12 protein-coding genes and 3 tRNA genes are annotated in these 13,121 nt (G+C 67.6%); all 15 read left to right on the forward strand.

Annotated elements, in window-relative coordinates:
- The first annotated feature begins 45 nt into the window (after positions 1 to 45).
- The 15 genes from OHA21_RS42145 (at position 46) to rpoB (ending at position 13,034) form a co-directional block, all read left to right on the forward strand.
- Positions 46 to 2,574, forward strand: a complete 2,529-nt coding sequence (locus OHA21_RS42145) for a putative bifunctional diguanylate cyclase/phosphodiesterase (RefSeq protein ID WP_328464926.1) — start codon at positions 46 to 48, stop codon at positions 2,572 to 2,574.
- 94 nt (positions 2,575 to 2,668) lie between these two features.
- Positions 2,669 to 2,741: transfer RNA gene (locus tag OHA21_RS42150), tRNA-Thr, on the forward strand.
- A 48-nt stretch (positions 2,742 to 2,789) separates the two neighbouring features.
- Positions 2,790 to 2,862, forward strand: a tRNA-Met gene (locus OHA21_RS42155).
- A 106-nt stretch (positions 2,863 to 2,968) separates the two neighbouring features.
- Positions 2,969 to 3,136 carry a 50S ribosomal protein L33 gene (gene rpmG, locus OHA21_RS42160; protein ID WP_014440704.1) on the forward strand — a complete coding sequence of 56 codons (168 nt, stop codon included), beginning with the start codon at positions 2,969 to 2,971 and terminating at the stop codon, positions 3,134 to 3,136.
- Between the two features lie 72 nt (positions 3,137 to 3,208).
- Positions 3,209 to 3,658: a MaoC family dehydratase N-terminal domain-containing protein gene (locus OHA21_RS42165; protein ID WP_328464928.1), complete on the forward strand. Its 450-nt coding sequence runs from the start codon at positions 3,209 to 3,211 to the stop codon at positions 3,656 to 3,658.
- Positions 3,658 to 4,053, forward strand: coding sequence for a MaoC/PaaZ C-terminal domain-containing protein (locus tag OHA21_RS42170; protein WP_328464930.1), 396 nt, complete (start codon positions 3,658 to 3,660; stop codon positions 4,051 to 4,053). The genes OHA21_RS42165 and OHA21_RS42170 overlap by 1 nt, the downstream gene beginning before the upstream one ends.
- A gap of 81 nt (positions 4,054 to 4,134) precedes the next feature.
- Positions 4,135 to 4,207 (forward strand) — tRNA-Trp (locus tag OHA21_RS42175).
- 107 nt (positions 4,208 to 4,314) lie between these two features.
- Positions 4,315 to 4,695 (forward strand): preprotein translocase subunit SecE, encoded by a 381-nt coding sequence (gene secE / locus OHA21_RS42180; RefSeq protein ID WP_328464932.1) that lies wholly within the window; start codon positions 4,315 to 4,317, stop codon positions 4,693 to 4,695.
- Positions 4,696 to 4,738: 43 nt separating this feature from the next.
- Complete coding sequence (gene nusG, locus OHA21_RS42185; RefSeq protein WP_328464934.1) at positions 4,739 to 5,452, forward strand: transcription termination/antitermination protein NusG; 714 nt, start codon at positions 4,739 to 4,741, stop codon at positions 5,450 to 5,452.
- A 77-nt stretch (positions 5,453 to 5,529) separates the two neighbouring features.
- On the forward strand, positions 5,530 to 6,249 hold the full coding sequence (gene rplA, locus OHA21_RS42190) for a 50S ribosomal protein L1 (RefSeq protein ID WP_328464936.1): 720 nt from the start codon (positions 5,530 to 5,532) through the stop codon (positions 6,247 to 6,249).
- Positions 6,250 to 6,323: 74 nt separating this feature from the next.
- Positions 6,324 to 7,067, forward strand: coding sequence for an ATP-binding cassette domain-containing protein (locus tag OHA21_RS42195; protein ID WP_328464938.1), 744 nt, complete (start codon positions 6,324 to 6,326; stop codon positions 7,065 to 7,067).
- Positions 7,064 to 7,762, forward strand: a complete 699-nt coding sequence (locus OHA21_RS42200) for a hypothetical protein (protein WP_328464940.1) — start codon at positions 7,064 to 7,066, stop codon at positions 7,760 to 7,762. Before OHA21_RS42195 ends, OHA21_RS42200 begins: the two co-directional genes overlap by 4 nt.
- A 274-nt stretch (positions 7,763 to 8,036) precedes the next feature.
- A complete protein-coding gene (rplJ, locus tag OHA21_RS42205; protein ID WP_328464942.1) occupies positions 8,037 to 8,582 on the forward strand; it encodes a 50S ribosomal protein L10 in 546 nt (181 codons plus the stop codon).
- 54 nt (positions 8,583 to 8,636) lie between these two features.
- A complete protein-coding gene (gene rplL / locus OHA21_RS42210; protein ID WP_328464944.1) occupies positions 8,637 to 9,020 on the forward strand; it encodes a 50S ribosomal protein L7/L12 in 384 nt (127 codons plus the stop codon).
- 573 nt (positions 9,021 to 9,593) lie between these two features.
- Positions 9,594 to 13,034, forward strand: a complete 3,441-nt coding sequence (rpoB, locus tag OHA21_RS42215; protein WP_328464946.1) for a DNA-directed RNA polymerase subunit beta — start codon at positions 9,594 to 9,596, stop codon at positions 13,032 to 13,034.
- Positions 13,035 to 13,121: the final 87 nt, after the last annotated feature.

Consider the following 13,121-nt stretch of genomic DNA (forward strand, 5'->3'; position numbering starts at 1 on the left):
GGCCACCGAGGTTCGCTTGGAGGCGCTGATCAGCGAAGGAGCGCCATGGCCGGTCGTTCGCGATCAGTGCGGCGGTCCGCGCAGTATGCCTGGCTGATCACCAGCCCGTTGGGCTTATTTGCCCTGATTTGTGCCGTCGCGTTCGGTATCGCGTACCCCCAGTGGTACCACGACTGGTTCAGCGGACTGCTGATCCTGGTTCTCTATGTGGTGGCCTCCCTCGCCGTCTTCAACATCGTCATCCGGCGAAGTTCGTTCGACGTGGCGGTGACCGAGGTTCCACTGGTCCTGGGTCTCTTCTACCTGTCACCGTTGATGATGTTGCTCGTCATCACGGTCGGCATCCTCCTGGTGCAGGGGTCGTCGTCTTTCACCCCGGTGAAGATGTGGTTCAACGTCGCCAAGGCGGCGGCCGGCATCGCGGCGGCGCTCCTCGTGATCGAGGCCTTCCCGCCGGTCCGCGGTGCCGGTCCCGGCACCTGGGGGATTCTCTTCACGGCAGCAGCCGTGACACTGCTCGTGCAGTTGGCCGGGGTCGCCGGTGTGGTGGCTCTCACGCAGGGTGCCCGCGCCGGTCAGGATGTCCTGAAAGCCGGGATGCCCGGGCTGGTCATCTCCGGCATCAACCTGGCTGTCGGGCTTCTCTTCCTGATCGCGCTCGAGGCGACGAAGTGGTCCGCGCTTCTGCTGGCGGTCCTGGTCGTCGCCCTGATCCTGGTGCTGCGTTCCTTCGCCGGGTTCTTCCGGCAACATCGCACGCTCGCCGATGTGTACGAGCTGACCCAGGCGATCCGGAAGGAGAGCTCGGACAGCGGTCTGCCGGATGTGCTTCTCGGCCGGGTGCGAGCGTTGATGCGTTCGGAATACGCGACCATCTGGCTCGCGCCGCAAGGCCGGTATCCCGAGGTGCTACTCACTGCTCAGGTGGACAACAAGGGCCTGCTGGACGTGTCGCCCGTGCCGGCTGAGGTTCGCGACCTCGCGATGCGCGAGCAGCGGCCGGTTGCCGTCGGACCGCAGAACAATGAGGCTGAGTACCTGCGGGAATCGCTGCGGGCGGCGCATGTGAAAGACGCCGTCGTCATCCCGCTGCGTTCGGGACAGACGACGATCGGCACACTCGAAACGGTCAACCGGATCGGTGAGGGCCGCGCGTTCCGAGGCAGTGACGTGCAGGTGCTGGAGACGATCGCGGCGCACGTGGCGGTGGCGGTGGAGAACTCCCGCCTTGTCGACCGGCTGCGCCACGACGCTTACCACGACCGTCTGACCGGTATGCCGAACAGGCGCCGGATCGTCGACGCGCTCGCGGAGTCGACGACCGTCCGGGCCGAGGGCGAAGTAGTCGCGGTGATGCTCTTCGACGTCGACGGGCAGCGCAACGTCAACGAGTCGATGGGCCACGCGGCCGGCGACAAGCTGCTCGCCGAGGTGGCCGCCCGGCTGCGCGGGATCGCGGGTTCCGGCGCTCTGGTCGGGCGGATCGGTGGGGACGAGTTCGTCGTCACCCTGCGGGCCGAGAGCATCGAGGCCACCATCGACATCGCCACCCGGATGCGCGAGCGCCTGCGCGGCCCGATGGCTGTCGGCTCCCTCACCCTGGATGTGGACACCGCGGTCGGCGTGTCGGTCTACCCCGACCACGGCACCGACCCGGAGACGCTGCTCCAGCGGGCCGAGCTGGCCGCCAACGCCGCCAAGGTGCTGCCGTACGGTGTGCAGCCCTTCCACCCGGCCCTGGAGTCCCGCGCCGTCCGCCGTCTCGGGATCGCCGCCGACCTGCGGCGCGCTCTGGACAACGGGCAGCTCGAGGTCTACTTCCAGCCCAAGGTGACGCTCGCCGACCGGCACGTCCTCGGCGTCGAGTGCCTGGCCCGCTGGGTGCACCCGGCGCACGGCGAGGTCGCGCCGGAGGACTTCGTGGCGGTCGCCGAGCACACCGGTCAACTGGCACGGCTCACCGAGGTGGTGCTCACCGCCGGCCTGCGCCGGTGCCGCGAGTGGGCGGACGCGGACCGGCCGCTTTCGGTCGCGGTCAACCTGTCCGCTCGTACGCTGCTTGATTCTCGTTTCCCTGATCTGGTCGAGGAGCTGCTGACCGAGCATCGGGTCGGTCCCGGCCAGTTGACCTTCGAGATCTCCGAGCCGGGCATGCTCAGCGACATCGAGCGGGTTCTGCCCACCCTTTACCGGCTGCGTGACCTGGGCGTCCGGCTCAGCGTCGACGATTTCGGGACGGGCGCCTCGTCGCTGGCGTACCTGCGGCAGTGGCCGGTGCACGAGGTGAAGATCGACGACAGCTTCGTGCAGGGGATGGCGACCGACTCGGGTGACCTGGCGATTGTCCGGGCCGTGATCGGTCTCTCCCGCGAGTTCGGTCTCACCGTGGTGGCCGAGGGCGTGGAGAGCGAGCTCACCCTGGATCTGCTCGAGGAGATGGGCTGCGAGATCGGCCAGGGTTACCTGTTCAGCCGCCCCTTGCCGTACGAACGGTTGGAGGCCTGGTTGAGCGCCCAGACCGAGCCGGAATCGACTCCCACGGGTGAGGTCCGAAGGCTCCGCGCAGTGATCTGACCTGCGATTTCAGGGGAAGGGGGGTACTGATTTCACGCCCGCCGACCGGCCGTGTAGTCTTACTCCTGCAGCGAGCGAGTGATCGCAAGCGCAAGCCCCCTTAGCTCAGTCGGCAGAGCGTCTCCATGGTAAGGAGAAGGTCTACGGTTCGATTCCGTAAGGGGGCTCTACCGGGTTCGTTCCCGCCCCGCCGGCGATGAACTTGAGCCTGGCTCGGCGGTGTAGCTCAGATGGCAGAGCAAGCGGCTCATAATCGCTGTGTCGCCGGTTCAAGTCCGGCCACCGCTACTTTTCGTGAGACCCCACCCGGGGCCCCACTTTGCAGAGCGACGGTCTGTGCGTCTACGCTGGTTCGTCGTCAGTTAGAACCCCGTTAGCAGGAAGGCACCCCGCCGTGGCCAAGGCGACCGACGTCCGTCCGAAGATCACCCTGGCGTGTACGGAGTGCAAGGACCGGAACTACATCACCAAGAAGAACCGGCGTAACGACCCCGACCGCATTGAGCTGAAGAAGTTCTGCCCGCGCGACGGGAAGCACACCCTGCACCGCGAAACGCGCTGAGCGTACAAAAACTCAAGATCTTCCCTGCGCCGTCCAGATCTCGATCTGGGCGGCGCAGAGTAGTTTGTGGGCATGCCTCTGGACCAATCCTTTGTGGGCCGCTCCTGGCCGCCCACCGAGCCCTACCTCGTGGGCCGCGAGAAGATCCGTGAGTTCGCCCGGGCGATCGGCGCCACCGAGGCGGAGTATCACGACCCCGAGGCGGCTCGGGCGCTCGGTTACGCGGATGTGGTGGCCCCGCCCACCTTCCCGGTCGCGATCACGATGGCGGCCAGCCGGCAGGTCATCGCCGACCCGGCGCTCGGTCTGGACTACAGCCGGGTCGTGCACGGCGACCAGAAGTTCGCCTACACCCGGCCGGTCGTCGCCGGCGACACTCTGGTCTGTGTGAATTCGGTCGACGAGATCACCAGCCGGGGCGGGCACTCGTTCATCACCACCCGCACCGACGTGACCACCGAGGCCAGCGAGCCGGTCGTCACGGTCTGGTCGAAGCTGGTCCAGCGCGGCGAGGAGGCGTGATGACGGACGTTTCGGAGCCGCAGACCTTCCGGGTGACCCGGGCGGATCTGGTCCGCTACGCGGGTGCCTCGGGGGACTTCAACCCGATCCACTGGAGTGACCGGATCGCCACCGGCGTCGGGCTGCCGGGTGTCATCGCCCACGGCATGTTCACCATGGCCCTGGTCGGTCGCGCCGTGACCGCGTGGGCCGGCGCGGCGGACGCGGTCGTCGAGTTCAGCGTGCGGTTCAGCCGCCCGGTTCCGGTGCCGGACACCGACGAGGGCACCGAGGTCGTCGTGACCGCGGCGGTCAAGGAGGTGACCGCCGAGGGACACACCCGGCTGAGTCTCACTGCCACGTGCAACGGCGACAAGGTACTGTCCTTGGCGCAGGCGCTTGTCAGGAAGCGGTAGCCCGGGTTGGGAGAACGCCGGGCGTACCCGTACACTGGTGCGCCGTGGGGCTCTGAGTCGTAACTGACGCAGGTCTCGCAAAGGGGTGTAGCTCAATTGGCAGAGCAGCGGTCTCCAAAACCGCAGGCTGCAGGTTCAAGTCCTGTCACCCCTGCGCAATCCTCCTCGACGTGCCCGCCCGGTGCGCGGTTCGCACAAATTCCGCGTCCGGTCGAGCGCTGACGGGAACATCAGTACCACCGACGACGGAAGTAGGGCGAAGTGGCCGAGAAGGACCGGCCCGGTGACGACGTCCCGGGCGACGACGAGGTGCTCGCCGACGCCGCCGCCGGCGGTGACGTGCCTGATGACGACACCGACGACGCGCTGGTGAGCCGTGGCGGCGGGACCGCCGTCGCTGAGCGCACCAAGGACGAGAGCCCGAAGGCCCGCAAGTCGGGCCGGCGTTCCGGTGTCTTCGGCCGGATCGGTGGCTTCTTCCGCGAGGTCGTGAGCGAGCTCCGCAAGGTCATCTGGCCGACCCGCCGTGAGCTGCTGACCTACACCAGCGTCGTGATCGTCTTCGTCGTGGTGGTGACCACCCTCGTGGTGTCGCTGGACTACGCCTTCGGCAAGGGCATCCTCTGGGCGCTCGGCAGCTAGCCGGCGACCTGAACTGAAGAGACTTATCTGGAAGTGAGCGAGCGTGCCTGAGTACGACGACGAGACCGCGCAGTCTGCTGACGAGCAGTCGTCGCCGGACATCGACGAGTCGGTGGAGACGGTCGACGTTGCGGCCGTGGCCCAGGCGCCCGAGGCTGACGAGGACTACGACCCCGTCAAGGAGCTGCGGCAGAAGCTGCGCTACGCGCCCGGCGACTGGTACGTGGTGCACTCCTACGCCGGTTACGAGAACAAGGTCAAGACCAACCTCGAGACCCGCATCACGAGCCTCGACATGGAGGACTTCATCTTCCAGGTCGAGGTTCCGACCCGCGAAGAGGTCGAGGTCAAGAACGGCAAGCGCAACCAGGTGCAGGCCAAGGTCTTCCCCGGTTACATCCTGGTCCGGATGGATCTGACCCCGGAGTCGTATTCGTGCGTGCGCAACACGCCCGGTGTGACCGGCTTCGTGGGCGCCACCGACCGGGTCGACCGGCCGGCTCCGCTCTCGCTCGACGAGGTGCTGAAGTGGCTGGCCCCGGCCGTCCAGGCCGAGGAGAAGAAGGCGAAGCCCGAGGTCAAGGTCCTCGACTTCGAGGTCGGCGACTCGGTCACGGTCACCGACGGCGCGTTCGCCTCGCTGCCGGCCTCGATCAGCGAGATCAACGCCGACCAGCAGAAGCTCAAGGTCCTGGTTTCGATCTTCGGCCGGGAGACTCCGGTCGAGCTGAACTTCAACCAGGTCACCAAGATCTGATCGCCGGACAGCCGGCGATTCACGTGGGAGGGGCCGTATTCGGCGGCCCCGCCATCTACCACAGGAGTAATTGAGAAATGGCACAGCGCAGCAAGGGCTACCGCAAGGCAGCCGAGCAGATCGACGCGTCGAAGCTCTACGAGCCCGCCGAGGCGGTCAAGCTCGCCAAGGAGACCAACCCGGTCAAGTTCGACGCCACCGTCGAGGTCGCGATGCGCCTCGGTGTCGACCCCCGTAAGGCCGACCAGATGGTCCGCGGCACCGTCAACCTGCCGCACGGCACCGGTAAGACCGCCCGCGTGATCGTGTTCGCCCAGGGTGCGAAGGCCGAGGAGGCCGTCGCGGCCGGCGCCGACGAGGTCGGCACCGACGAGCTCGTCGCCCGGATCCAGGGCGGCTGGCTGGACTTCGACGCCGCGATCGCGACGCCGGACCAGATGGCCAAGATCGGCCGGATCGCCCGGATCCTCGGCCCGCGTGGCCTCATGCCGAACCCGAAGACCGGCACGGTGACCATGGACGTCACCAAGGCGATCAACGAGATCAAGGGCGGCAAGATCACCTTCCGGGTGGACAAGCACTCCAACCTGCACGTGATCATCGGCAAGGCGTCCTTCTCGGCCGACCAGCTGGTCGACAACTACGCCGCCGTGCTCGACGAGATCCTGCGGGCCAAGCCGTCCGCCGCCAAGGGTAAGTACCTGAAGAAGGTCACCATCGCCACCACGATGGGCCCCGGCGTCCCGGTCGACCCGAACGTGCAGAAGAACCTCCGCGCCGAGGGTGCCGACGCCTGACGGTCCGGCTCGCATCAGCGTAAGAAGGCCCCCGGGGACAACCCCGGGGGCCTTCTCTGTGGCAGGCTTCCGCAGTGCGTTTCGATGGGATCTGGTTTCGGTACGCCCGACGCGCCGGCTGGACGCTGCGGGCGGTGGACGCGGCTGTCGAGCCCGGCCAGACGGTCGTGGTGCTCGGCCACAACGGCGCCGGCAAGTCCACGCTGCTGCAACTCGCCGCCGGCGTGCTGCGGCCGACCCGTGGCGCGGTCCGCGACCGTCCGGCGGTGGTCGGCTGGGTCCCGGAGCGTTTCCCGGCCGCGCAGCCGTTCACCGCGCTGGGATACCTGCGCGCGATGTCCGACCTCCGCGGTCTCCCGGCCGGGGCGGCCGACCACTGGATCGAGCGCCTCGGTCTGACCGAGCACACGCACACCCCGCTCGGTGACCTCTCCAAGGGCACGGCTCAGAAGGTCGGCCTGGCCCAAGCTCTGCTCACCCCACCCGGTCTGCTCGTGCTCGACGAGCCCTGGGAGGGCCTGGATGCCGCCTCCCGCCAGCTCGTCCCGCAGATCGTCGCCGAGGTCACGGCGGCCGGGGGAGCGGTTCTGGTCAGCGACCACCGCGGCGAGATCGCCGGCCTTCCGGGTGCGATCCACTGGACGGTCCGGGGCGGTGAGCTGCACGAGGATCCGGCCGAGCCGGACGCGGTGGACGAGGTGATCGTGGAGGTCGCCGTCCGGCGGCACGAGGCCGCCGAAGCGGTGGTCCGGCTGCGTGCCTCCGGTCACCGTGTCTTGGGTGTACGCGAGAACGCCGCTCCCGAGGAGACCCGATGACCGCCCTGATCCGGATGCGTCTCGCCGGCTTCGTGCGCAGCGGCCGCGCCCTGGCCCCGCTGATCGCCGCGCTGGTGCTCCTCTCCGTCCTCTACGGCGGCGGCGCCTCCCTGGCCGCCTCGGCCTACGGCTACTCGGCCGTGATGCTCTTCCCGGTCCTGGCCTGGCTCACCAAGCTGATCCTGGACGCCGAGCCGGACATCCAGCGCCAACTGGCCCGCCTCAGCGTCGGCCCGGTGCGCGAGTCCGCCGCCGGCCTGCTCGCCGCTCTGCTGCTCGGCGGCGTCGTGTGCGTCCTCGCGATGCTGGCGCCGGTGCCGTTCGGCGCCATCCGCGGACCGAACCCGGGCACCACGGAGGCCTCGCTGACAGCCGGCGTCCTGCTGGGTGTCCTTGCTCACCTCTTCGCCCTGCTGGCCGCCGTGTCGCTGGGCGCGCTGGCGGGCCGGGCGATCACCCGTCGCGTGCTGCCGGGCGTGGCGGTCCTGGCGACCGGATCGGTGCTGGCGATCGTGCTCGGCCTGCGCGGTTCGATCGCGCCGTGGCTGGTCCCGCCCGTGATGGCCACCGCCCGGGAGCTGAGCGCGGAGGCAGCGCCGGCGGTCGGCACATTGGTCCTGCTCAGCGGCTGGACGATCGGCTGGTGCGCGGCTGCCCTGGCCGTCTACGCCGTGCTGCGCCGCGCGCGGGCGTGACCCGGGACGCTCCGATTTGGTTTCCGTGGCGCGTACGCGTACTGTTGCTTCTCGAAGTTCCACCCATAGACCGCTGGTCGCCGCAGCGACCGTCGTCAGACGGACGTCGCGGCCGAAGGTTCCGCAGAGAGCGGGCGACCTGCGCAGGGCGAACGGTTGTGATTCGTGGCGCGCCTCCGGGTGTGCCTGATCCCGCCCCGTGCCCCTGCGCCGGGGCGTTTTGCTTTGTGCGGACCCCTCTCGACCAGTGGCTGAGCACTGAGAGAGGAGGGACATGGCGGACAAGCCGGTCCGGGCCGACAAGGCGTCGGCCGTTGCCGAGCTCACGGACCACTTCCGTGGCTCGACGGCCACCGTGTTGACCGAATACCGCGGCCTCACCGTGAAGGAGCTCACTGAGCTCCGTCGCGCGCTGGGCACCGAGGCGAAGTACGCGGTCGCGAAGAACACTCTCGCGAAGCGTGCGGCGACTGACGCGGGCATCGAGGGCCTCGACGCTCTGTTCACCGGTCCTACCGCGCTCGCCTTCGTGAAGGGCGATGTGGTCGAGGCGGCCAAGGGCCTTCGTGCCTTCGCCAAGGCCCACCCCGTTCTCGTCATCAAGGGCGGTGTCTTCGAGGGCAAGGCTCTCACGGCGGACGAGGTCAACAAGCTTGCTGACCTCGAGTCCCGTGAGGTGCTGCTGGCCAAGCTGGCCGGCGCTCTGAAGGCCGGCCTCAGCAAGGCCGCTGCCACGTTCCAGGCGCCGCTCTCGCAGGCGGTGCGCACCGTGGACGCCCTTCGGGCTGAGCGTGAGAAGGACGGTTCGGCCGAGGCCTGATGCCTCGCTCGAACCTGTAAACGTCAAGCAAGTACTTAGGAAAGGTTGCCAGACATGGCGAAGCTCAGCACCGACGAGCTGCTCGACGCGTTCAAGGAAATGACCCTGATCGAGCTCTCCGAGTTCGTGAAGCAGTTCGAGGACGTCTTCGACGTCAAGGCCGCCGCCCCGGTTGCGGTCGCCGGCGTTGCCGCCCCCGGCGCTGCTGCCGAGGCCCCGGTCGAGCAGGACTCCTTCGACGTCGTTCTGGAGAGCGACGGCGGCAAGAAGATCCAGGTCATCAAGGTCGTGCGTGAGCTGACCGGCCTGGGCCTCAAGGAGGCCAAGGACGCCGTCGAGGCCGCCCCCAAGGCGATCCTCGAGGGTGTCAACAAGGAGAAGGCCGAGGCCGCCAAGGCCAAGCTCGAGGGCGAGGGCGCCAAGGTCACCCTCAAGTGATCTAACGCTCTACAGCGTTTTCCGTCGATGGCGGCGATCCGTTCGGGGTCGCCGCCATCGGTGTTCCTGCAGGTCATGAGGTCCGCATCGCAGGACCCGCAAAGCCTGCCAAAGCTCGTTATTCATGCGTTAAGGTCCTTTGGTGCGCCAGCCGGATGACCGCCGCAGTCCGACCCGCGGCACAGCCCTTGACTGTGTGTCCCCTGACAGGCACGCTGACATCAGCAAGTTTCCGCGCTTGCGACAGCCACGCTGTGGGTAATCGGTGCATTGCCGATCCTCACAGACCGGCACCCGAGGAGAGTCGCCGCGTTTCTGAGCGGCCCCGCCACCGGCGCTGACCAAGAATGCGCAGGTCAGCAGCGGCGGGGACACGTTCCGCGAGCCATCTCAGGGTGCGGGCTGGACAGCGGTTAGCCGAGCGGCTACACTGCTAGTTTGCGCTGCCTTCTGTCTTGATGCCTGTCGGGATATCCATGTGGATAACTTCCCGGGGGCTCATTGGAGTGCACGCAGACCAGTTGCATCAGCAACTCAGCCGCATAGCAGCACCGGTCCTCGGAAGGACGCATCTTGGCAGCTTCCCGCCCTGCGAAGACCAGCCGTACGTCGAGCGCTTACGCACCCCGCCGGGTCTCTTTCGGCAGGATCACCGAGCAGCTAGAGGTCCCCAACCTTCTCGCCCTCCAGACGGAGTCCTTCGACTGGCTGGTCGGCAATGAGGCTTGGCAGGCCCGGACGACGGACGACCCGCACGCCCACTCGGGCCTCGCAGAGATCCTCGAAGAGATCAGTCCCATTGAGGACTTCTCCGGCACTATGTCGCTGTCCTTCTCGTCTCCGCGATTCGACGAGGTCAAGGCCTCGATCGAGGAGTGCAAGGAGAAGGACCTGACCTACTGCGCACCGCTGTTCGTGACCGCGGAGTTCACCAACAACACCACTGGCGAGATCAAGAGCCAGACCGTGTTCATGGGTGACTTCCCGATGATGACCCCCAAGGGGACGTTCGTCATCAACGGCACCGAGCGCGTCGTGGTGAGCCAGCTCGTCCGCTCGCCGGGCGTGTACTTCACCAAGGAGCCGGACAAGACCTCCGACCGCGACCTCACCAGCGTCAAGGTCATCCCGAGCCGGGGTGCCTGGCTGGAGTTCGACATCGACAAGCGCGACACGGTCGGTGTCCGCATCGACCGCAAGCGCCGGCAGGCCGTCACCGTCCTGCTCAAGGCGATCGGTTGGTCGGCGGACCAGATCCGTGAGCGGTTCGGCTGGTCCGAGCTTCTCATGACGACGCTGGAGAAGGACCACATCGCCGGGCAGGACGAGGCCCTGCTCGACATCTACCGCAAGCTGCGCCCGGGAGAGCCCCCCACCCGGGAGAACGCGCAGACCCTGCTCGACAACCTCTTCTTCAACCCGAAGAGGTACGACGTCGCCAAGGTCGGCCGGTACAAGTTCAACAAGAAGCTCGAGATCGACGTCCCGATCGTCCGGGGCACGCTGACCGAGGAAGACGTCGTCAAGACCGTGGAGTACCTCTGCCGGCTGCACGCCGGTGAGGAGGGCTACGAGGCCGACGACATCGACCACTTCGGCAACCGCCGTCTGCGTACGGTGGGCGAGCTCATCCAGAACCAGGTCCGCGTGGGCCTGTCCCGGATGGAGCGCGTCGTCCGCGAGCGGATGACGACCCAGGACGTCGAGGCGATCACCCCGCAGACCCTGATCAACATTCGGCCCGTCGTGGCCGCGATCAAGGAGTTCTTCGGCACCTCGCAGCTGTCGCAGTTCATGGACCAGACCAACCCGCTGGCGGGCCTGACCCACCGGCGGCGGCTGAGCGCGCTCGGCCCCGGTGGTCTGAGCCGTGAGCGGGCCGGCTTCGAGGTCCGTGACGTGCACCCGTCCCACTACGGCCGGATGTGCCCGATCGAGACCCCCGAGGGTCCGAACATCGGTCTGATCGGCGCGCTCTCGACGTTCGCGCGGGTCAACCCGTTCGGCTTCATCGAGACGCCGTACCGGAAGGTCGAGAACGGCACGGTCACGGACGAGGTGCACTACCTCACCGCTGACGAGGAAGACCGGTTCATCAAGGCACAGGCCAACGCCGTGCTGTCCAGCGACAACACCTTCGCCGAGGACCGCGTTCTGGTCCGCCGGAAGGGTGGTGAGGTCGACTACGTGCCCGGCACGGAGGTCGACTACATGGACGTGTCGCCGCGGCAGATGACGTCGGTCGCGACCGCGATGATCCCGTTCCTCGAGCACGACGACGCCAACCGTGCCCTCATGGGTGCGAACATGCAGCGTCAGGCCGTTCCGCTGGTCAAGGCGGAGTCGCCGCTGGTCGGCACCGGTATGGAGTACCGCGCTGCGGTCGACGCCGGCGACGTGGTCGTCGCCGAGGTCGGCGGTGTGGTCGAGGATCTGTGCGCCGACTACGTGACGGTGCACCAGGACGACGGCCACCGGCGGACCTACCTGCTGCACAAGTTCCGCCGCTCGAACGCCGGCTCCTGCGTCAACCAGAAGCCGATCGTCTTCGAGGGTGACCGGGTCGAGGCCGGCCAGGTCATCGCGGACGGGCCCTGCACCGACGAGGGCGAGATGGCTCTCGGGCGCAACCTGCTCGTGGCGTTCATGTGCTGGGAGGGTCACAACTACGAGGACGCGATCATCCTGTCGCAGCGCCTCGTCCAGCAGGACGTCCTCACCTCGATCCACATCGAGGAGCACGAGGTCGACGCCCGCGACACCAAGCTGGGCCCGGAGGAGATCACCCGCGACATCCCCAACGTCAGCGAGGAAATGCTCGCCGACCTGGACGAGCGGGGCATCATCCGGATCGGCGCCGAGGTCGTCCCGGGCGACATCCTGGTCGGCAAGGTCACGCCCAAGGGCGAGACCGAGCTGACCCCGGAGGAGCGGCTGCTGCGCGCGATCTTCGGTGAGAAGGCCCGGGAGGTCCGGGACACCTCGCTGAAGGTTCCGCACGGCGAGACCGGCACCGTCATCGGTGTCCGGACGTTCTCCCGCGAGGACGGCGACGAGCTGCCCCCCGGTGTGAACGAGCTGGTCCGGGTGTACGTGGCTCAGAAGCGGAAGATCCAGGACGGCGACAAGCTCGCCGGCCGGCACGGCAACAAGGGCGTCATCTCCAAGATCCTGCCGGTCGAGGACATGCCGTTCCTCGAGGACGGCACCCCGGTCGACATCGTGCTCAACCCGCTCGGTGTGCCTTCGCGTATGAACATCGGCCAGGTTCTGGAGACCCACCTCGGGTGGATCGCCAAGACCGGCTGGTCGGTGGACGGCGAGAACGAGGACTGGAAGCGCCAGCTCCGCGCGATCGACGCCCACGAGTCGCCCGCCGACAGCAACGTCGCGACCCCGGTCTTCGACGGTGCCCAGGAGGACGAGATCAAGGGCCTGCTCGAGTCGACGCTGGTCAACCGCGACGGCAAGCGGCTGGTCAACGGCGACGGCAAGGCGCAGCTGTTCGACGGCCGCTCCGGTGAGCCTCTGCCGGACCCGATCTCGGTCGGCTACGTCTACATCCTCAAGCTGAACCACCTGGTCGACGACAAGATCCACGCTCGGTCGACCGGCCCGTACTCGATGATCACGCAGCAGCCGCTGGGTGGTAAGGCGCAGTTCGGTGGCCAGCGGTTCGGCGAGATGGAGTGCTGGGCCATGCAGGCCTACGGGGCGGCGTACGCCCTGCAGGAGCTGCTCACCATCAAGTCCGACGACGTCCTGGGCCGAGTGAAGGTCTACGAGGCCATCGTCAAGGGCGAGAACATCCCGGAGCCGGGAATCCCGGAGTCCTTCAAGGTGCTCCTCAAGGAGCTGCAGTCGCTGTGCCTGAACGTCGAGGTGCTGTCCAGCGACGGTGTGGCCCTGGAGATGCGTGAGACGGACGACGAGGTCTTCCGGGCCGCGGAGGAACTCGGCATCGACCTGTCCCGGCGCCCGAACGAGGGCGTCAGCAGCGTCGAAGAGATCTGACGGAAAGTGGTCCCCGGTGTTTCACACACCGGGGACCACTCCGCCGGCCTTGAATTCACCCGAGCAACGAAACACGAGGGATAGACC

This window comes from Actinoplanes sp. NBC_00393 (assembly GCF_036053395.1).
Lineage (GTDB): Bacteria > Actinomycetota > Actinomycetes > Mycobacteriales > Micromonosporaceae > Actinoplanes.